At 72.8% G+C, this 18,601-nt stretch carries 21 protein-coding genes; 10 read left to right on the top strand and 11 right to left on the bottom strand.

Annotation, left to right across the window (positions count from 1 at the left end):
• Nucleotides 1-52: 52 nt before the first annotated feature.
• Genes HHX31_RS02565 through HHX31_RS02545 form a run of 5 tightly spaced genes read right to left on the bottom strand, consistent with a single transcriptional unit; the run spans nucleotide 53 to nucleotide 3,354 of the window.
• A complete protein-coding gene (locus tag HHX31_RS02565) occupies nucleotides 53-802 on the bottom strand; it encodes a maleylpyruvate isomerase family mycothiol-dependent enzyme (protein ID WP_169944609.1) in 750 nt (249 codons plus the stop codon).
• A gap of 18 nt (nucleotides 803-820) precedes the next feature.
• Nucleotides 821-1,369: a PspA-associated protein PspAB gene (locus HHX31_RS02560; protein ID WP_169944608.1), complete on the bottom strand. Its 549-nt coding sequence runs from the start codon at nucleotides 1,367-1,369 to the stop codon at nucleotides 821-823.
• A gap of 10 nt (nucleotides 1,370-1,379) precedes the next feature.
• Nucleotides 1,380-2,273, bottom strand: coding sequence for a zinc metalloprotease HtpX (gene htpX, locus HHX31_RS02555; RefSeq protein ID WP_169944607.1), 894 nt, complete (start codon nucleotides 2,271-2,273; stop codon nucleotides 1,380-1,382).
• Complete coding sequence (locus tag HHX31_RS02550; protein ID WP_169944606.1) at nucleotides 2,273-2,551, bottom strand: PspA-associated protein PspAA; 279 nt, start codon at nucleotides 2,549-2,551, stop codon at nucleotides 2,273-2,275. The genes htpX and HHX31_RS02550 overlap by 1 nt, the downstream gene beginning before the upstream one ends.
• Nucleotides 2,548-3,354 (bottom strand): PspA/IM30 family protein, encoded by an 807-nt coding sequence (locus HHX31_RS02545; protein ID WP_169944605.1) that lies wholly within the window; start codon nucleotides 3,352-3,354, stop codon nucleotides 2,548-2,550. The genes HHX31_RS02550 and HHX31_RS02545 overlap by 4 nt, the downstream gene beginning before the upstream one ends.
• A 147-nt stretch (nucleotides 3,355-3,501) precedes the next feature.
• On the opposite strand from HHX31_RS02545, the gene HHX31_RS02540 reads away from it, so the two are divergent.
• Nucleotides 3,502-4,137, top strand: coding sequence for a DUF3043 domain-containing protein (locus tag HHX31_RS02540; RefSeq protein ID WP_169944604.1), 636 nt, complete (start codon nucleotides 3,502-3,504; stop codon nucleotides 4,135-4,137).
• 42 nt (nucleotides 4,138-4,179) lie between these two features.
• Here the strand turns inward: HHX31_RS02540 and HHX31_RS02535 are convergent, their stop codons facing one another.
• Complete coding sequence (locus HHX31_RS02535) at nucleotides 4,180-5,067, bottom strand: hypothetical protein (RefSeq protein ID WP_169944603.1); 888 nt, start codon at nucleotides 5,065-5,067, stop codon at nucleotides 4,180-4,182.
• A gap of 263 nt (nucleotides 5,068-5,330) precedes the next feature.
• Between HHX31_RS02535 and HHX31_RS02530 the strand changes: the two genes are divergently transcribed.
• The gene (locus HHX31_RS02530; RefSeq protein ID WP_169944602.1) at nucleotides 5,331-6,329 is read left to right on the top strand and encodes an aldo/keto reductase family protein; all 999 of its coding nucleotides are present in this window, start codon (nucleotides 5,331-5,333) and stop codon (nucleotides 6,327-6,329) included.
• Nucleotides 6,330-6,409: 80 nt separating this feature from the next.
• Here the strand turns inward: HHX31_RS02530 and HHX31_RS02525 are convergent, their stop codons facing one another.
• The gene (locus HHX31_RS02525; RefSeq protein WP_396709689.1) at nucleotides 6,410-6,670 is read right to left on the bottom strand and encodes a hypothetical protein; all 261 of its coding nucleotides are present in this window, start codon (nucleotides 6,668-6,670) and stop codon (nucleotides 6,410-6,412) included.
• Between the two features lie 107 nt (nucleotides 6,671-6,777).
• On the opposite strand from HHX31_RS02525, the gene HHX31_RS02520 reads away from it, so the two are divergent.
• Nucleotides 6,778-7,851, top strand: coding sequence for a bifunctional adenosylcobinamide kinase/adenosylcobinamide-phosphate guanylyltransferase (locus HHX31_RS02520; protein WP_169944601.1), 1,074 nt, complete (start codon nucleotides 6,778-6,780; stop codon nucleotides 7,849-7,851).
• Nucleotides 7,852-7,976: 125 nt separating this feature from the next.
• Nucleotides 7,977-8,912 (top strand): adenosylcobinamide-GDP ribazoletransferase, encoded by a 936-nt coding sequence (locus HHX31_RS02515; protein ID WP_169944599.1) that lies wholly within the window; start codon nucleotides 7,977-7,979, stop codon nucleotides 8,910-8,912.
• A gap of 78 nt (nucleotides 8,913-8,990) precedes the next feature.
• On the opposite strand, the gene HHX31_RS02510 is transcribed toward HHX31_RS02515, so the two are convergent.
• Together HHX31_RS02510 and HHX31_RS02505 are read right to left on the bottom strand one after the other, a co-directional pair.
• Nucleotides 8,991-10,010 carry a DUF1648 domain-containing protein gene (locus tag HHX31_RS02510; RefSeq protein WP_169944597.1) on the bottom strand — a complete coding sequence of 340 codons (1,020 nt, stop codon included), beginning with the start codon at nucleotides 10,008-10,010 and terminating at the stop codon, nucleotides 8,991-8,993.
• Nucleotides 10,007-10,474, bottom strand: coding sequence for a GntR family transcriptional regulator (locus HHX31_RS02505; RefSeq protein ID WP_311931232.1), 468 nt, complete (start codon nucleotides 10,472-10,474; stop codon nucleotides 10,007-10,009). Before HHX31_RS02505 ends, HHX31_RS02510 begins: the two co-directional genes overlap by 4 nt.
• Nucleotides 10,475-10,597: 123 nt before the next feature.
• Between HHX31_RS02505 and HHX31_RS02500 the strand changes: the two genes are divergently transcribed.
• From HHX31_RS02500 to lipB, 6 genes are all read left to right on the top strand, one after another.
• A complete protein-coding gene (locus HHX31_RS02500) occupies nucleotides 10,598-12,106 on the top strand; it encodes a leucyl aminopeptidase (RefSeq protein ID WP_169944595.1) in 1,509 nt (502 codons plus the stop codon).
• Between the two features lie 123 nt (nucleotides 12,107-12,229).
• Entirely contained in the window at nucleotides 12,230-13,609 is a 1,380-nt protein-coding gene (gene lpdA / locus HHX31_RS02495) for a dihydrolipoyl dehydrogenase (RefSeq protein WP_169944594.1), read from the top strand.
• A 34-nt stretch (nucleotides 13,610-13,643) separates the two neighbouring features.
• The gene (gene sucB, locus HHX31_RS02490) at nucleotides 13,644-15,134 is read left to right on the top strand and encodes a 2-oxoglutarate dehydrogenase, E2 component, dihydrolipoamide succinyltransferase (RefSeq protein ID WP_169944592.1); all 1,491 of its coding nucleotides are present in this window, start codon (nucleotides 13,644-13,646) and stop codon (nucleotides 15,132-15,134) included.
• Nucleotides 15,135-15,311: 177 nt separating this feature from the next.
• Nucleotides 15,312-16,202, top strand: a complete 891-nt coding sequence (locus HHX31_RS02485) for a TIGR01777 family oxidoreductase (RefSeq protein ID WP_169945544.1) — start codon at nucleotides 15,312-15,314, stop codon at nucleotides 16,200-16,202.
• A 34-nt stretch (nucleotides 16,203-16,236) separates the two neighbouring features.
• Nucleotides 16,237-16,977 (top strand): peptidase E, encoded by a 741-nt coding sequence (locus tag HHX31_RS02480; RefSeq protein ID WP_169944591.1) that lies wholly within the window; start codon nucleotides 16,237-16,239, stop codon nucleotides 16,975-16,977.
• A 2-nt stretch (nucleotides 16,978-16,979) separates the two neighbouring features.
• Complete coding sequence (gene lipB / locus HHX31_RS02475) at nucleotides 16,980-17,654, top strand: lipoyl(octanoyl) transferase LipB (protein WP_311931227.1); 675 nt, start codon at nucleotides 16,980-16,982, stop codon at nucleotides 17,652-17,654.
• A gap of 3 nt (nucleotides 17,655-17,657) precedes the next feature.
• Here the strand turns inward: lipB and HHX31_RS02470 are convergent, their stop codons facing one another.
• Both HHX31_RS02470 and HHX31_RS02465 read right to left on the bottom strand, forming a co-directional pair.
• A complete protein-coding gene (locus HHX31_RS02470; protein WP_211589161.1) occupies nucleotides 17,658-17,945 on the bottom strand; it encodes a DUF6204 family protein in 288 nt (95 codons plus the stop codon).
• Entirely contained in the window at nucleotides 17,942-18,595 is a 654-nt protein-coding gene (locus HHX31_RS02465) for a TetR/AcrR family transcriptional regulator (protein WP_169944589.1), read from the bottom strand. Before HHX31_RS02465 ends, HHX31_RS02470 begins: the two co-directional genes overlap by 4 nt.
• Between the last annotated feature and the right edge of the window lie 6 nt (nucleotides 18,596-18,601).

The raw sequence follows: 18,601 nt of genomic DNA, 5'->3' as shown, positions 1-18,601 counted from the left end.
GCGGCCGTCCGGCGGAGCCGGGTGGCCGCCCCGCGAGGCCGGGGTGAGCGGCTCAGGTGATCCGGGCGCGCTCGCGCCAGAACCGCAGCAGCTCGTCGTCGCCACGGACCTCGTCGGGCTCGCGCCGGTTCCACAGCGTCAGCATCAGGTCTCCCGCCGTGGGCACGGTCACGGTGACGTCGGCAGGACCTTCCGACCTCTCGTGGGCGAACCCCGTGCGGGTCAGCCTGACAAGCCAGGCCAGGCCCGTGCCGGTCCGCCAGGCGATCGCCTCCCCGTCGCTTCTGAGCTCGGCGACGCGTGGCTGCCACCGGGCGTACGGCAGCACGTCGAAGAACTCGTCCACGCCGTCGGCCGCGACGTCCTCGTCGATCCGGGGGGTGACGCCAAGCGCGATCTCGGCGTCCGCGCGGTGGACGACGGTCTCGTGCAGTTGCCGCCTCGACCAGAACCGGGCGTTCCGCTCCCCCGCCCAGCCCCACATTTCGGTCTCCGGGTCGCGGCTCTTCAGCGCCTCCGTCAGCAGGACGCCGCCCGCCTCCAGCCAGCCGGCGGCCTCGGCGAAGTCCTCGGGGAAGCCGTGGTCCATGGCCTCGCGGTCGTACCGGCGCGGCGCCGCGTCACGCACCATGGCGGCCGCCCACCGGTGGACCGACCCCGTGTGTTCCGTCATTGCGCGCAGATCCCATCCAGGGCAGGTGGGGACGGGGACGGTTCCGTCCCGGCCCCGTACGGCCCCTGCCATGCGGTCGATCTCAGAGGCGGCCGCCTCGGTGTACCGCAGGTGGGTCCACTCGGTCATGAAGACTCCCAGAAACGGTCAAAGGCCAGGAGCGCCCCAGACGGGGAACCAGCTCGCCAGGTCTGGTTCGATTTTCAGCTCGCGCTCCAGGACGCCGCGCACCTGGAGTTCGAGCGCGTTGTCACGGCGGGAGCCGCCATCGGGGGCGAAGGGGTAGAAGGTGCCGCGCTTGTAGAGGTACACGACCGCCAGTTTCCGGTGCGAGGGGCCGGAGAACGCGACGAGCGAGCACAGCAGCGAAGGGCCGAACCCGGCGGACTCGAGGGACGAGTTGGCGGCGTGCAGGTCGGTGACGAGCCCGGCCACGTCGGGGTTCCGCACCAGGAGCCAGGTGTAGCCGTAGGAGTCCCTGGAGATCTCGACCCTGCCCATCAGGGCCTCGATGTCCTGCTCCAGCCGGGCGAAGGCGCCGCCCTCCGCCGCGCGGAAGCACACGGAGCCGGTGCCCGTGGGGGCGAAACCGGTGGCGGCCTGCAACGTGACGGCGGCCGACGGCAGCGCGAACAGCGCGTCCAGATCGGGCTTGGCGGGCTTGGACCGGCCGAGCAGCGCGTCGAACCAGCCCATCAGCGCCCCCTCACCCGCGTCCGAGTTCGGCGGAGATCCTGGACAGCTCCTCCAGGCGGCGCTCCAGCGGCGGGTGGGTCGACAGCAGCGACGCGATGCTCTGGCCCGAGACGGCCGGCGCGAAGAAGAAGGCGTTGAACGGCTGCGCCTCGCGCAGGTCCCTCGTCGGGATCCTGCCGATGTCGCCACTGATCTTCACCAGGGCGCTGGCCAGCGCGCTCGGCTGCTGCGTCAGCAGCGCGCCCGCGCGGTCGGCGGCCAGTTCGCGGTAGCGCGACAGCGCCCGCGTCAGCAGGAAGCTGACGCCGTAGACCAGGCCGGAGACCGCGAAGATGATCAGGCCGATCGGGGGGCCGTTGCCGTTCCTCCGGCCGCCCAGGCCCGTGTAGAGCGCGAAGCGCGTCATCAGGCCGGCCACGATGCCCAGGAACGAGGCGATGGTCATCACCGCCACGTCCCGGTGGGCCACGTGGGACATCTCGTGGGCGAGCACGCCTTCCAGCTCCCGCGCGTCGAGCCTGCGCAGGATGCCGGTCGTCACGCAGACCACCGAGTTCTTCTGGTTGCGCCCCGTGGCGAACGCGTTCGGGATGTCCGAGTCCGCGATCGCCACCCGCGGCTTCGGCGTCCCCGACATCGCGCTCAGCCGGTCGACGATCCCGTGCAGCTCGGGGGCCTCCTGCGGGGAGACCTCCCGTCCGCCCATCGCGAAAAGCGCGATCTTGTCGGACAGGAAGTACTGCGCCAGCAGGAGACCCCCGGCGATCACGAGCACGGTGACCGCGCGTACGCCCACGACGACCAGTACGGTCACGAACGCGACGTAGAGCAGCCCGAGCAGGAACATCGTCACGGTCATCCGGACGGTGAGCCCGCGATCAGGGGCGAACCGCGTGGGGGGCATCAGCCGGGGATGAGCCCGGTGTCCCCGAGCATCTCCCGCACTTCCTCGATCGAGGCGTCGGCCGGCGGCAGGATCAGCTCGGACGGCTCAAGCGAGTCGTCCGGCAGTGCCTTGCCCACGTGACGCACCTTGTCGAGCAGCGCGTGCAGCTTGGCGCGGAAGTCGGTCTCGTCGCCGGACTCGATCGCGGCCTCCAGCTCGCTGTCGAGCTCGTTCAGGACGTCGATGTCGGCGGCGCCGATCTCGACCTGTCCCTCACCCATGATTCTGACGATCACAGTCCCTCCCCCGGCTGACGCAGCTGCTGTGTGTGCTGCTGGCTGGACGGGGCGGCCTGGCCCTGACCCGGCTGACCGGGCTCGATCGCGCTCCTCGGCGCCGGGCCCTGGCCGAGCTCGGCCTTCATCTTGGCGAGTTCGAGCTCCACGTCGGAGCCGCCGCCCATGCGGTCGAGCTCCGCCTGGATGTCGTCACGCTTCCCGGTGAAGTCGTCGAGCGCGCCGCTGGCCAGCAGCTCGTCGATCGCACCCGCGCGGGCCTGCATCTGCGCCGTCTTGTCCTCGGCGCGCTGTATCGCCAGGCCGACGTCACCCATTTCCTCGGAGATGCCGGAGAACGCCTCGTTGATCCGCGTCTGCGCCTCGGCCGCCGTGTACGTGGCCTTGATGGTCTCCTTCTTCGTACGGAAGGAGTCGACCTTGGCCTGGAGCCGCTGACTCGCGAGAGTGAGCTTCTCCTCCTCACCCTGGAGGTTGGCGTACTGGATGCGCAGGTCGGCGATCTGCGCGTTGAGGCCGTTGCGGCGCGTCAGCGCCTCGCGGGCCAGGTCCTCGCGCCCCGCCCCCAGAGCCTGCCTGCTCTGGTTCTCGAGCTTCGACGCCTGCCCCTCGAGCTGGTTGATCTGCAGCTCTACCCGCTTGCGGCTGGTGGCCACGTCGGCCACGCCCCTGCGGACCTTCTGCAGCAGCTCAAGCTGACGCTGGTAGGAATAATCAAGCGTCTCCCGCGGATCCTCCATCTTGTCCAGGGCCTTGTTCGCCTTGGACTTGAAGATCATGGAAAGTCTCTTCATCACGCTCATGCGCGTCGGCCGTCCCCTTCTCCAAGGTTGTGCATGGGTGACCCCAGCCGTCTCAAGCCCCTTGTCAGGCGGTGTAACCGCCTGGGTTCACCCTACGCATAACGCGCGAGGGCGTCACTAAGTTGCACTCCGGGTAGGCTGAGCGACGTGTTCCGACGTCGCAGCCAGACCTCCCCGGAGGACTCCCCCGTCCCTGTTGAGGATCCTAAGCCCCACGGCACCCCGGGGAAGGGCCGTCCCACCCCGAAGCGGAGCGAGGCGCAGGGCCGCCGCCGCTCCCCGGTGACCGCTCCGGCCAACCGCAAGGAGGCCTACCGTCTCGCCCGCGAGCGCGACAGGGCGCTACGCGCCAAGCAACGCGAAGCCATGCTGCGCGGCGACGAGCGAGCGCTGCCGGTCCGCGACCGCGGCCCGGTGCGCAAGTTCGCCCGCGACTGGGTGGACGCGCGGCGGTTGCCCGGACAGTACTTCCTGCCCGTCGTTTTCATCATCATGCTGATGTCGATGGTGCCGTTCCCGATTCCGGTGCGGTCGGTCGTCCTCACGGTCTACACGCTGTCCCTGCCGGTCGTGATGGTGCTCGTGCTCGCGAGCTCCTTCTGGGTGTCCGCCAGGGTGAAGAAGGAGGCCGCGGCACGGTTCCCGGGCGAGAGCCTCAAGGGCGTGGGCTTCTACGCGGCGATGCGCTCGTCCCAGATGCGCAGGCTGCGTTTCCCCAAGCCCACGGTCCTGCCCGGCGGCCTCCCAGTCGCCCTCAAGGACACGGCCGGCGCGAAGAGGTGACGACGCCCGCGGCGATCTGACGCGGCGATCCGACCCGGGCCCTCACTTCCACCCCAGGACGCCCTCCCGGACCACCGGGACCGGGCCGTCCATGGGGTGGTCGCCCGCGAGTGCGTCCGCCGTGGTCTTCAGCAGCGCGTAGTACGACGACCACTCGTCCTCGGACCGGCCGGTGAAGCCCACGCCGCCCGTGGTGTGGCCGGTCACGAGGTAGTCGCCGCCCGAGCCGCGGGCGACAGGGAGGCCTCCGCCCATCGCGCAGGCCTCCGGCCGGGACGCGACCAGTCCCCGCGCGCCCAGGATCCGGTGGGACGGCGGGAGCCGGAACGCCGCAGGCCCCCGCGCGCCGTCGTGACGCAGCAGCGAGGCCCGCAGCGAGTCGGGGATCGGCATCCCCAGGCGCGCCTCGGCCTTCGCCACCAGCCGTGGAGCGGCGGGCCCGTTCAGCGAGGCGTACGTCCTGGGCGCGTGCGCCCGCAGCCATCTCTCTATCCGCCGCCACTGCCGGTTCACCGCCGTCGTCACGCGGCGGGAGATCGGCCGTACGACGGGGGTCGTGGACCCCGGCTGCCCGAGCGCGCACACGGGGTCGCGGGACGGCAGCCCGACAGGCTCCACCGGCCCAGCCGGCTCCGCTGGGGGCGCGTCGGCGACGGCCCAGGCGGACGGCGGCACGGGGCCCGGCCCGCCGTCCGCTTCCACCCGGAACGCGGCCGATATCCCGGTCCGCGGGCCGAACACGGCGTCGTCGAGCAGTTGCGCGCCGAGGGCCAGCAGGCCGAGCGCCACGAGCGCGGCCGTCAACCGGCGCGTCCGCGCCCCGCGCGGCCACCCGATCCGGGGAAACCCGGCGAGGAGACGGGCGACCGGCGAGCCGCCCTCCGGCCGGTCGTACCTCTCGAAGTCGCTCGCCGTGGGCCATCCGAGCACCGGCTCCGGCCCGCGCCCTGCCCGGTCCGCCGCGCCCCCCCCGCAGGACCTGACGCGGGACCTGACGCGGGACCTGGTACGACGCCGGCACGGCGGCGCGACGGCGGCGTGCGACGACGACCACCAGCCCGGCGGCACCGGCGACCAGCGCGGCGGCCAGAGCCAGCCGTACGGGGCGGGAAATGATCAACCGGCGCACGCCCGGCACTTTACCGCGAACCACCCGGGAGGGTTGTCCGGCGGGATGACCTAGGGTCAGAACCATGGAATACCGTCATCTTGGCCGCAGCGGCCTCATGGTCAGCGAGATCAGCTACGGCAACTGGATCACCCATGGATCGCAGGTGGAGGAGGACGCCGCCGTCGAGTGCGTCCGCGCCGCTCTCGACGAGGGCGTCACGACCTTCGACACCGCCGACGTCTACGCGGGGACCAGGGCCGAGGAGGTCCTCGGCCGCGCGCTGAAGGGCGTGCGCCGCGAGTCGCTGGAGATCTTCACCAAGGTCTACTGGCCCACCGGCGAGGGCAAGAACGACCGGGGACTCTCCCGCAAGCACATCGTGGAGTCGGTCAACGGGTCGCTCCGCCGGCTCCAGACCGACTACGTCGACCTCTACCAGGCACACCGCTACGACGTGGAGACGCCGCTCGAGGAGACCCTGCGGGCCTTCGACGATCTCGTACGCCAGGGCAAGGTGCTGTACGTCGGCGTCAGCGAGTGGACGGCCGACCAGATCGCCCGGGCGCTGAAGATCGCCGACGAGATGGGCTTCGACCGGCTGGTGTCCAACCAGCCGCAGTACTCGATGCTCTGGCGGGTCATCGAGGCCGAGGTCGTGCCGCTGTGCGAGAAGGAGGGCCTGGGCCAGATCGTCTTCTCGCCGATCGCGCAGGGTGTGCTGACCGGCAAGTATCTGCCCGGCCAGCCGCCGCCGGCCGGGTCCCGGGCGACCGACCCCGCGGGCTCGGGCTTCATCAGCCGGCTGATGCAGGACGACGTGCTGAGCCGGGTGCAGGACCTCAAGCCGATCGCGGCCGACCTGGGCCTGACGATGGCCCAGCTCGCCGTGGCGTGGGTGCTGCAGAACCCCAACGTGTCGTCGGCCATCGTCGGGGCCACCCGGCCCGAGCAGGTGCGTGACAACGTCAAGGCCGCGGGCGTGAAGCTCGACGCCGAGGTGCTCAAGAAGATCGACGACGTGCTCGGGACGGTCGTCGAGCGCGACCCGGGCAAGACCGTCAGCCCGGCCGCGCGTCCCTGACGCCCGGCTCCCGCCCACCGGGCGGCGTCGTGACGTAGGCAGGGACCGCGCCCGCCGCGCGGTCCCTGCCTCCGCCGGGCTCACTCGGCGCGCAGGGACATCCCCGAGTACTCCACCCGCTCGTCCTCCATGAGCGTCACCTGCTCGACACCGGCCTCGAGCAGCTCGCGCCAGCTCTCCCCCAGCCACGACTCGGCGTCGGACTGGCTGGAGAAGATCTCCCTCGGCAGCGGCCGGTCCGTGACCTCGCCGCCGTTCGCGTCCTCGTAACGCCACCGCCAAATCATCCGCACCCGCTCCTTCGACTCCTCGCCGTCCCCGCGCCGGGACCGGTACGACACAAAGGCCGTGCAGCCGGACCCTATCCTCTCGGCCCCGGCCTCCACCTCCCGCGCCGGCGCGGCTAGGGTCGGGCCCGCCGATCGCCGAGGACGCCGGGGAGGAACGCATGGAGGTCCGCCTGGAGGGAACCGGGGGCCCGGAGGGCTGGCCCGACCCCGCGTGCCCGTGCGCGTCCTGCGGCCGGCTCGCCCCCGGCCACCGCCGCCCGCTGTCCGTCCTGGTCGACGGCCGCGTACGGCTCACCGACGCCCGCCCGCCCGACGGCTACCTGATCCGCCACACCGCCGACGGCTGCGAGGTCACCGGACCGGACGGCGGACGGCTGCTCTGCTCGGTGGGACCGCCGGCGGGGGCGCGGGACGCGGACACACCCTTCGACGTGGTGCTCATGGACCTGCCCGACCGGCCGGAGCGGCTGGGCGACCTGCGCCGCCGCGGGCGGATCACGCCCGCGACGCGGATCATCGCGGTGAGCCTCGACCACCGTGTCGCGACCGAGGACGAACTGGCCCGCCGCCTCGGGTTCTGGGGCGCGGCGGTCGTCCCCGACGGGACCGTCGTGGACACGGCCGGCTCGGCGGACACGGCCGGTCAGGGGGCTACGCCCGGGGCGCTGCGAGGTGGCGCGCTGCCGCGCCGCACGCTGCTGCTGGGCGGGTCGCGGTCCGGCAAGTCCGAGGAGGCCGAGCTCCGCCTGGCCGCCGAACCCGAGGTGACCTACGTCGCCACCGGGCCATCCGGCGGCGACGACCCCGCGTGGCTCGGCCGCGTACGGGCCCACCGGGAGCGGCGCCCCGCGCACTGGCGGACCGTGGAGACCACCGACCTGGAGGCCGTCCTTTCCGGCGCTACGGGGACGTACCTCGTCGACGGCCTCGGCACCTGGCTCGCGGCCGTGTTCGACGAGTGCGCGGCCTGGCCGGAGGGCGACCGCGCGGACGACCACGGCGCGGCGCTAGGCCGCGTGGCGCGGCGGTGCGACGCGCTGGTGGCCGCCTGGCGCGGCACCCGCGCCCGCGTGGTCGCGGTGAGCGACGAGGTCGGCCTCGGAGTGATCCCCGCCACCCCCGCCGGCCGGCTGTTCCGCGACGCGCTCGGCCGCCTCAACCAGGCCCTGGCCCGCGAGTCCGAGGACGTCGCCCTCGTGATCGCCGGGCGGGTCGTCCCGTTGCCCCTGTGAGAACTACGCTGTGCGCTCGTGTCCGACGAACCCCGAACGAGCGAGCGAATCACTGATCACGGCGCGGTGCGCGCCCGCGCGCCGCAGGCACGGCGGGACCCGGCGCGGGCAGCCGGGAAGGCCGCATGAACGGACCGGCCGCGGCCTGGCGGTTCGCCGTCGGGATCTTCACGGTCTTCCCCGTACGGCCGGTCGAGGTCGATCGCGCCGTGGCGGGACGCGCGATGTCGCTGGCGCCGTTCGCCGGCCTGCTGCTCGGCGTGGTCGCCGCCGTGGTGCTCGTGGTCGCGGGCGCGGTGTCGGGCTCGCCGCTGCTCGGCGCCGTCCTCGCGGTCGGCACGCTGGCGTGGCTGACGCGGGCCCTGCATCTGGACGGCCTCGCGGACCTTGCCGACGGGCTCGGCAGCGGCAAGCCGGCCGACGGCGCGCTCGACGTGATGAAGCGCTCCGACATCGGGCCGTTCGGGGTCGTCACCCTCGTGGTCGCCCTGCTCGTGCAGGTGGCCGTGCTGTCGCGGGACGACGTGGTCGCCTGGGTCGCGCTGGTGGCGGCCGCGGCGACCGGCAGGCTGGCCGTCACCTGGGCCTGCCGCGAGGGCGTGCCCGCCGCCCGGCCCACCGGCCTCGGCGCGCTCGTCGCCGGCACCGTACGGCGGGGCGCCGCGATCGGGGCCACCCTCGCGACGGCCGCCGTCGTGGCGGTGCTCGCCCTCGTGGCGGCCGCCGGCCCGTCGCTGCTGGACTACTGCTGGCCGTTCGATTCGGCGGTCACCTTCGGCTACACCAGCTATTCCGTCCGGGACCTGCCCCCAGGAAACCTCTACGAGGGCACTGCCGACGCGGGCCTGCGGCCCGCCGGATTGCTGCACCGCCTGTCGGACGATCCGCACCTGATCACGGTGGCCGGGCTGCTGCTGGCGATGGCCGCCGGGCTGGGGGCCGCCGCGCTGCTGCGCCGCCGGGCCGTACGGCGACTGGGCGGCGTCACCGGCGACGTGCTCGGCGCCCTGGTGGAGACGGCCACGACTGTCACGCTGCTGGTCGCCGCCCTGCTGGTGTGAGGGGTAGTGGACGCGCCGGTCAGCGCGACGCGACGAGGAGAAACAGCCAGACGTCGGCGTGCCGCCGTCCCACGGTCCTCACCTCTCCGTGGAGGCGCGCCGGCGGGCGACGAGGGCGTTGACGAGAGCGGCGCCCGCGGCGGCGTCGTCCACGGTGATGCCCAATTCACCGCCCGAGGTGTAGCGGACGACGAGGCACTCGCCGCCGCGGATCATGATCGTGGCCCGGCCAGGGAGCCCGCGGTAGCCCCATCCGCCCACCTGGGCCGGATACCGCTCCTCCACCCACGCCCGTTCCACGCGCTCGATCGGCACCCGGCGCGAGGGCCACCGCAGCGGGCCGACGGACACGGTCAGCGCTTCGGGGACGACCCGCACCGAGACCGACGACAGCACCGTCCCGATCAGGCCCACGAGGGCGAGTGCCGTCACGGCGCCCCAGCCGCCGGGGAACCGGCCGGACAGTGCCACGCCCGCGACGACAACCGCGGCGGCGACGGCGACGAGTGCGAGCCAGGCCGCCCAGGGGGCGGCGGTGGTGGAGACCCACACCGGCCGCTTGCCCGGTTCGAGGTCGATCAGCGGTCCCACCGCCGGCGGCGGGGTGGAAACATCCGGGCCGCGCCGTCCGGCGAGCCAGCCCAGCGCCCCGAACGCGACCGGCGCGGCGACGACCACCACGACCTGCCAGCTCAGGCCCGCCGCACGGGTCCAGTCACCGCGGTCGAGGTTGGCGGTGATCGTCACGGCCTGCGCGGTGATCATGAACCCGCCCGCCCAGGCGATCCCGGCGCAGAACCAGGCGCGCGCCACCCGGCGGACCAGGGTGGCGCCGCGCGCGGCGACGCCGAGGCAGATCACCGCGACGACGGCCCACACCACGGCGAGGAGCACCATGGCGGCGAACGGCATGGAGCCGTCGGGCCGTCCCGAGGTCCCCCAGTGGGTGGCCAGCGGGTCGGGGAGGCGGTCCGCGAACGCCAGCGGCACGGCCACCAGCACGGCGGCGACCAGTACGGCCCATGCCGCGACAGCCGCCACGAGCCGGGTGCGGAAGCCGGTGAAGCCGCTTGTGGGGTTGTCGTGCCGGTCGGTCATGCCGTCTCCTTGCTGGCGTCCTTGCCAAGGTCTTTGCCGAGGTCTTCGCGGGGGTCTTCGCGGGGCTCCCCGCCGAGGTCCTCGATGCCGTCCTCGATGCCGTCCCCGACGAGTTCCCTGACGAGGGCGACGACGTCGTCCGCGGTGAGGCCGAATCCGGCGGCCTCGTCGAGCAGGTCCCGCACCCGCGCCCTGAGCGCCTCACGGCCGTCCGGCCTGCGCAGCACGGACACGCCGCGCCCTCGGCGGAACTCCAGCAGCCCTTCGTCACGCAGGTCGCGCAGCGAGCGCAGCACCGTGTTCGCGTTCACGCCCAGCGCGTCGGCCAGATCGCGGGCCGGCGGCAGCCGGTCGCCGGGGGCGATGTCCCCCGCCCCGATCGCGCGCCTGACGGCGGCGGCCACCTGTTCGTGCAGGGGCCGCGGATCGTTGAGATCGAGCGTGAGCAACATGATGCTATTCACATTAGCACCATTTATCCGATATGTGGCTATGGTGCTAGCTTCATTGGCACCATCCGGACCGCCGATAGGTAGGATGACCCTCGTTTATGCGTAGCCGAGTAAGCCCAGCTAGCATCGGCTCACGTGACCACAGTGCGCATCAACGCATCTGACGCGGTCTCCGTCGAGACCGCAGCTCTCATAATCGGCGTCCACACGACCCCGGAAGGTCCCCGTCCCGCCCCCGGCGGCGAAGGCCTCGACCAGGCACTGGACGGACGACTCGCCGCGATCCTCACCACGATGGGGTTCGCCGGCAAGCCCGAAGAAGTCGCCAAGATCCCGACCTTCGGTGCGCTGCCCGCGCCCGTCGCCGTCGTGGTGGGGCTCGGTGACGCGCCCGAAGGCGACTACGATCCCGAGACCCTGCGCCGCGCGGCCGGAGCCGCCGTCCGCTCCCTCGCGGGCACCGCGTCCGCCGCGCTCGCCCTGCCCGCGCGTACCGCCGCCGAGGCGGAGGCCGTCGCGCTGGGCGGCCTGCTCGGCGCCTACGGCTTCACGCGGTACCGCACCACCGGCGACCGCAAGGAACCGGTCGGCGAGCTGGCCGTCCTGTCCGGCGCGGCCGGGGCCGAGGAGGCCGTCGCCCGCGCGGCGACGCTCGCCGACGCCGTCACCCTCGTGCGCGACCTGGTGAACACGCCTCCGTCCGACCTGTGGCCGGCGCGCTTCGCCGAGATCGTCCAGGAGACCGGCGGCGGGACGGGCCTTTCCGTGGAGGTGCTGGACGAGGTCGCGCTCAAGGAGGACGGCTACGGCGGCATCGTCGGCGTCGGCCAGGGCTCCGTGAATCCGCCGCGCCTGGTGCGCGTCGCCTACAGCCATCCCGAGGCCACCAAGAAGGTCGCCTTCGTCGGCAAGGGCATCACGTTCGACTCCGGCGGCCTGTCGCTCAAGCCTGCCGCCTCCATGGACTGGATGAAGTCCGACATGGGCGGCGCGGGAGCCGTGTTCGGCGCGCTCGTCGCGATCGCCCGGCTGGGCCTGCCCGTGAACGCGGTCGGCTATCTCTGCCTGGCGGAGAACATGCCCTCGGGAAGCGCCCAGCGCCCCTCCGACGTCCTGCGCACCTACAGCGGCAAGACGGTCGAGGTGCTCGACACCGACGCCGAGGGCCGCCTGGTGCTGGTCGACGGCATCGCCCGCGCCATACAGGACGAGCCCGACGTGATCATCGACGTGGCCACCCTGACAGGGGCCCAGATCGTCGCGCTCGGCTGGCGTACGGCCGGTGTGATGTCCAACGACGACGCCCTGCGCGAGGAGGTCGTCCGCATCGCCGGCGAGCAGGGCGAGGGCGCCTGGGGCATGCCACTGCCCGCCGAACTGCGCAAGGGGCTCGACTCCGCGGTCGCCGACATCGCCAACCTCCAGCCCGAGCGGTGGGGCAGCATGCTCGCCGCGGGCATCTTCCTGCGCGAGTTCGTGCCCGAGGGCGTCCGGTGGGCGCACATCGACATGGCGGGCCCGGCGTTCAACAAGGGCGAGCCGCACGGCTACACCCCCAAGGGCGGCACCGGCGCGATCACCCGCACGCTCGTGGCGGTCGCGGAGCACTACGCGGGGAACGGCGCGTCCACGCGGACTGTTTAACGGAGGACGGCCCCGTGTCGCCGCGCCCACCGGGCCCGGGCCCGGGGCCACGATCTTCCGGGACAAGTGAAAGGATGCTGCCGGATCCTTCCGGCGGTGCGAAAACGACCAAGGAGCATTCCAGTGGCTGATGGCAGCGGCCCCTATGACATCGTCGTCCTAGGTGGCGGTAGCGGTGGGTACGCCTGTGCCCTGCGGGCGGCCGAACTCGGCATGAACGTCGTCCTCATCGAGAAGGACAAGGTCGGGGGCACCTGTCTGCACCGCGGCTGCATTCCCACCAAGGCGCTGCTGCACGCGGCCGAACTGGCGGACCAGGCCCGTGAGAGCGAGTCGTTCGGCGTCCGGACCCGTCTGGAGGGCATCGACGTCCCCGCCGTCCACTCGTACAAGGACAAGGTGATCGGCGGCCTCTACAAGGGCCTGGCAGGGCTGATCAAGAGCAAGAAGATCACTGTGGTCGAGGGTGAGGGCCGCCTGGCCGGCCCCAACCGCGTCGTGGTCGGCGACCAGGTGTACGAGGGCCGCAACGTCGTGCTGGCGACCGGCTCGGTGCCGAAGTCGCTGCCCGGCCTGGACATCGACGGCGAGAAGGTGATCAGCAGCGACCACGCGCTGGTCCTCGACCGGATCCCGTCCTCTGTCGTCATCCTGGGCGGCGGCGTCATCGGCGTCGAGTTCGCCAGCGTGTGGCGCTCGTTCGGCGCCGAGGTGACGATCGTCGAGGCGCTGCCGCACCTGCTGCCGCTTGAGGACGAGTCCAGCTCCAAGCTGCTGGAGCGCGCCTTCCGCCGCCGCGGGATCAAGTACGAGCTGGGCACCCGGTTCGAGAGCGTCAAGACCACCGACACCGGGGTCGTCGTCTCGCTGGAGAACGGCAAGACCCTCGACGCCGAGATCATGCTCGTCGCCGTCGGACGCGGGCCGGTCTCGGCCGGCCTCGGCTTCGAGGAGAACGGCGTCTCCATGGAGCGCGGCTACGTCCTCGTCAACGAGTTCTGCCAGACGAGCGTCCCCGGCGTCTACGCCGTGGGCGACCTCATCCCCACGCTGCAGCTCGCCCACGTCGGCTTCGCCGAGGGCATCCTGGTCGCCGAGCACATCGCGGGGCTCAACCCGGTGCCGATCGACTACGACGGGGTGCCGCGCATCACCTACTCGGAGCCCGAGGTCGCTTCGGTGGGCGTCGCCACGTCGGTCGCCCGCGAGCGCGGTCACGACGTCGTCGAGCTGAGCTACAACCTCGCGGGCAACGGCAGGAGCAAGATCCTGCAGACCCAGGGCGAGGTCAAGGTCGTCGCCGAGCGCGACGGCCGGGTGCTCGGCGTCCACATGGTGGGCAGCCGGGTGGGCGAACTGATCGCCGAGGCCCAGCTGATCTTCAACTGGGAGGCCACGGCCACCGACGTCGCCCAGCTGATCCACCCGCACCCGACCCAGTCCGAGGCCCTCGGCGAGGCGATGCTGGCCCTGGCCGGCAAGCCGCTGCACGTCCACAACTGAAGCCCTCCTAGCGAACGCGAGAGAAGACAACACCATGCCGGTCTCCGTAACCATGCCCCAGCTCGGCGAGAGCGTTACCGAGGGCACCGTCACCCGCTGGCTGAAGAACGAAGGCGACCGCGTCGAGGCCGACGAGCCGCTCCTCGAGGTGTCGACCGACAAGGTCGACACCGAGATCCCTTCGCCGTCCGCGGGCTACCTGACCAAGATCATTGTGGCCGAGGACGAGACGGTCGAGGTCGGCGCGGAGCTCGCCCTGATCGACTCCGAGGCCGGCGCCGCTCCGGCCGCCCCGGAGCCCGCCGCTCCGGCTCCCGCCCCGCAGCCCGAGCCCGAGCCCGCCCCGGCCCCCGCGCAGGCGGCGGCGCCCGAGCCCGCGCCCGCCCAGCCCGCGGCGCCGATCTCGTCGATCCCGCAGCCCGCGCCCGCCGTGGTGACGCCGCCGCCGGCGCCCGCCCCGGCCCAGCAGGCCCCCGCTCCGCAGCCGCAGGCGCCCGCCCCGGCCGCGCAGCCGAGCGAGCCGACCCCGCTGCCGTCGTCCGGTGAGAGCCCGTACGTCACGCCGCTGGTCCGCAAGCTCGCGGCGGAGCACGGCGTCGACCTCGACGCGCTGACCGGCACCGGCGTCGGCGGCCGGATCCGCAAGCAGGACGTGATCGAGGCCGCCCGCGTCCAGCGCGAGCAGGCCGCCGCTGCCGCCGCTCCGGCGGCCGCTCCCCAGGCCGCGCCCGCTCCCGCCCAGGCGCCCGCCGCCCCCGCCGCCGCGGCGCCCGCCGCGTCGGAGGTGCGGGTGGACACCACGCTGCGCGGCCGTACGGAGAAGATGTCGCGCCTGCGGCAGACCATCGCCAAGCGCATGGTGGAGTCGCTGCAGGTCTCGGCCCAGCTCACCACGGTCGTCGAGGTCGACGTCACCCGCATCGCGCGCCTGCGCGACCGGGCCAAGGGCGAGTTCCTGCGGCGCGAGGGCGTCAAGCTGTCGTTCATGCCGTTCTTCGCGATCGCCGCGGTGGAGGCGCTCAAGCAGCACCCGAAGCTGAACGCGACGATCAACAGCGAGACCAACGAGGTCACCTACTTCGACGTCGAGCACCTCGGCTTCGCGACCGACACCGAGCGCGGCCTGCTCGTCCCGGTGATCAAGAACGCGGGCGACCTCAACATCGCCGGGCTCGCCCGCAAGATCGCCGACCTGGCCGAGCGCACCCGCACCAACAAGGTGAGCCCGGACGAGATCACCGGCGGCACGTTCACGCTGACCAACACCGGCAGCCGGGGCGCGCTGTTCGACACGCCGATCCTCAACCAGCCGCAGGTCGGCATGCTGGGCACCGGCGCGGTCGTCAAGCGCCCGGTCGTCGTGGACACCCCGGAGGGCGAGGTCATCGCGGTCCGCTCGATGGTGTACCTCGCGCTCAGCTACGACCACCGCCTGGTCGACGGGGCCGACGCCGCCCGCTTCCTCACGACGATCAAGCACCGTCTGGAGGAGGGCCGCTTCGAGGCCCAGCTCGGCCTGGCGTAGCCGCACCAGGGCCGCGGCGCGAGCCGTACGCCCGGACGCCACGGGGCCGTCCCGCGCTTTCGCGGGGCGGCCCTCGCCGTCTCCGGCCCGGGCCGGGGTGCGGGTGCGGCGGCCCCCGAAGGGCCCGCGCGCCGCGCGACCGCTCCTTCCGCGGGTAATGATCCATACGTGAACACGATGACGACAGTGGTGACGGGCTCCTCGGGACTGCTCGGAACGGCCCTGGCCGACGCGCTGCGGGCCGACGGGCACGAGGTGCGCCGGCTGGTGCGACGCCCTCCCTCCGGGCCTGACGAGCGCTTCTGGGACCCGGCGAACGGGGTGCTCGACCCCGGGGCCCTGGAGGGCGCGGACGCCGTCGTCCACCTGGCCGGCGCCGGGATCGGCGACCGCCGGTGGTCGGAGGCGTACAAGCGGGAGCTGGTGGACAGCCGCGTCAGCGGCACCCGCACCCTCGCGGAGGCGCTGGCCCGCGCCGAGCGGGGACCGCGGGTGCTGCTGTCCTCCTCCGCGATCGGCTTCTACGGCGACACCGGCGACCGGGCCGTGGACGAGTCCGCGCCGTCGGGCACGGGCTTCCTGGCCGGTCTCGTGCGCGAATGGGAGGCCGCGACGGCGCCCGCCGCGGAGGCGGGCCTGCGGGTGTCGCTGATGCGGTCAGGCGTCGTGCTCAGCGGCCGGGGCGGCGCGCTCGCCCGGATGCTGCCGCTCTTCAAGATGGGCGCGGGCGCGGTGCTCGGCGACGGCAGGCAGTACGTCTCGTGGATCTCGCTGCCCGACTGGGTGGACGCGGCCCGCTTCCTGCTGGCGCACGACCTCGACGGGCCGGTGAACCTGACGGCTCCCGAGCCGGTGACCAACGCCGAATACACGGCCGCGCTGGCGAAGGCGCTGCGGCGCCCGACGATGCCGGTCCCCGCCCCGCGCTTCGCGCTGCGCCTGGCGCTCGGGGAGTTCGCGGAGGAGGCCCTGCTCGCCGGGCAGCGGGTGCTCCCCCGCCGGCTGCTCGACGCGGGCCACAGGTTCGCCCATCCCACCATCGGCGAGGCGCTGTCCGCCGTACTCTAAGGAGTCATTCGATCCGGGAACGGGAGTGGTGGGCATGAGCCGCATCGGGCAGTCGCACATCGTCGCCATCGGGGGCGGGTCGTTCCGGCAGACCGAGCGGTACGGCTTCATCGAGCCGACCGCGCTGCTGCGTTACGTCCTCGACCTGACCGGGCAGGACCGGCCCAAGCTCGGCCTGCTCGCCACCGCCACGGGCGACGACGCCGAGTGGCTGCTCAAGATGTACGGCGCGTTCGCCCGCTGGGACGTGGAGGTGAGCCACCTCACGGTCTTCCCGATGCCGAACGTCGAGGACCCCCGCGAGTGGATCCTGGAGCAGGACGCGATCTACGTGAGCGGCGGCAGCGTCGCCAACCTCGCCGCGCTGTGGCGGCTGCACGGCCTGGACGAGGCGTTCTCCGAGGCGTGGCGGTCGGGGATCGTGCTTTCCGGGCAGAGCGCGGGCGCGCTGTGCTGGCACGTGGGCGGCAACACCGACTCGTTCGGGCCGCGGCTGCGGCCCTGGGCAGAGGGCCTCGGTCTGCTTCCTTACTCCTGCGGCGTCCACTACAACTCCGACCCCCAGCGGCGGGCGCTGCTGCACGAGTCGGTCGCCTCGGGCGAGCTGCCCGAGGGGTACGCCGCCGACGAGGGCGTGGCGCTGCACTACGTGGGCACCGAGTTCATCCAGGCCGTGACCATCGACCCGGCGGGCTACGCCTACCGCATCGAGCGGGACGGCGCCGCGGTCAAGGAGCTGCGTATCGAGCCCCGGCTGCTCACCTCTACGCTGTGAACGTGAAGGACGATGGGAACGGGAAGGGCGTGGCCATCGTCCGCCTGGGTGTCGACGTGCCGTACGAGCAGGCCTGGACCCTGCAGCGGCGGCTGCACGCCCGGCGGGTGGCCGGCGAGATCTCCGACCTGTGTCTCGTGCTGGAGCACGCCCCCGTCTACACCGCGGGCAAGCGGACGCTGCCGCACGAGCGGCCGGCCGACGGCACGCCCGTCATCGACGTGGACCGGGGCGGGAAGATCACCTGGCATGGTCCCGGGCAGCTCGTCTGCTATCCGATCATCCGCATCGACGACGTGGTCTCCTACGTCCGGGTGCTGGAGGAGGTCCTCATCCAGGTCTGCGCCGACTTCGGGCTGACCGCGCGCAGGGTGGAGGGCCGCGGCGGGGTGTGGGTGCCCGGCGATCCCGCGCTTGGGCTGCCTGACCGCATGCTCGGCATGATCGGCATCCGGGTCTCCGGCGGGGTCACCATGCACGGGTTCGCGCTCAACTGCGTCAACGACCTGAGCTGGTACACCCGCATCACCGGGGACGACGACGCGGGCGTCACATCGCTGTCGGCCGAGACCGGCCGGCGGATCACGGTCGACGAGGTCATCCCGTTCGCCGGCAAGCTCCTGGCCGAGGCTCTCGGCCAGGAGCCGTACGACCTGTACGAGGAAGACATCACCTGACGGCTACGCGCCGCGGCCCTTCCGGCGGATCTTGATCTGGCGCATGTCGGTCACCGCCACGTGCAGAATCTCGTACGGGTGCCCGTGCGCGTCCAGCGCGGCCATCGCTCCCAGCGCGGCCTCGTCCTCGCCGTCGTCCGGCCCCGCGGGCACCTGGCAGCGGAAGGTGAAGGCGGACACGCTCGCGTCGTGGGTGAACGAGCCGCCTTCGGTGTAGGCCGCGCCGCCCACCGCCGTCACGGCGGCCCGGCCGACGTCGTCGAGGCCCTTGAACTTCCCTCTGATCGTCACTCTGAACACGGTCGTCCCTCTCGTACGGCATAGGCGCGGACCTGCTCGCCCAGGAGGCTCTCGGCGACGTCGAGCAACTCCAGCACGGCGGCCGCGATGGTGTCCGGGCTCTCCCCCGCCGTCGTACGCCGCCCGATCTCGGCGTACACCAGCGAGTGGAGGCAGCCGATGTGCCAGGCGACCACGCGCGGCAGCGGATCGCCGGCGTCCGCGCCGGTCTCCTCGGCCAGCGTGACCGCCAGGGCGTCGGTCATCCGGCGGCCGAGGTCCTCCAGCCGGGCGGTCAGCGTGGGGGCGGCGCGCATCATCTCCAGCACACGTCCGAATCCCGCGCTCAGCCCGACCGCGCGTTCGCGACCGTGTATCTCCCCGCGCAGGCGCTCCAGCACCGCGACGGCCGCCGACTGGCCCGGCGGACGCTCCCGCACGATGTCGGCCAGCCTCCGGGGTGAGGCCTCCTCGGGCGGGAGCACGAGGTCCTCTTTGGCCTGGAAGTAGTTGTAGACGGTGTTCACCGACACCTCGGCGGCCTGCGCGACCTCGGCCATCGTGACGTTGTCGAATCCGCGCTCCACGAACAGCCCGAGCGCCACCTCGGTGATGCGCTGCCGGGTCTGCCGCTTCTTGCGCTCCCGCAGTCCTTCGGCCATTTCTGT

Origin of the sequence: Microbispora sp. H11081, assembly GCF_012999535.1 — a bacterium.
In the GTDB taxonomy this organism is placed as follows: Bacteria; Actinomycetota; Actinomycetes; order Streptosporangiales; family Streptosporangiaceae; genus Microbispora.
The sequence above is the reverse complement of the archived record's forward strand: the minus strand, read 5'-3'. Positions and strand labels throughout refer to the sequence as shown.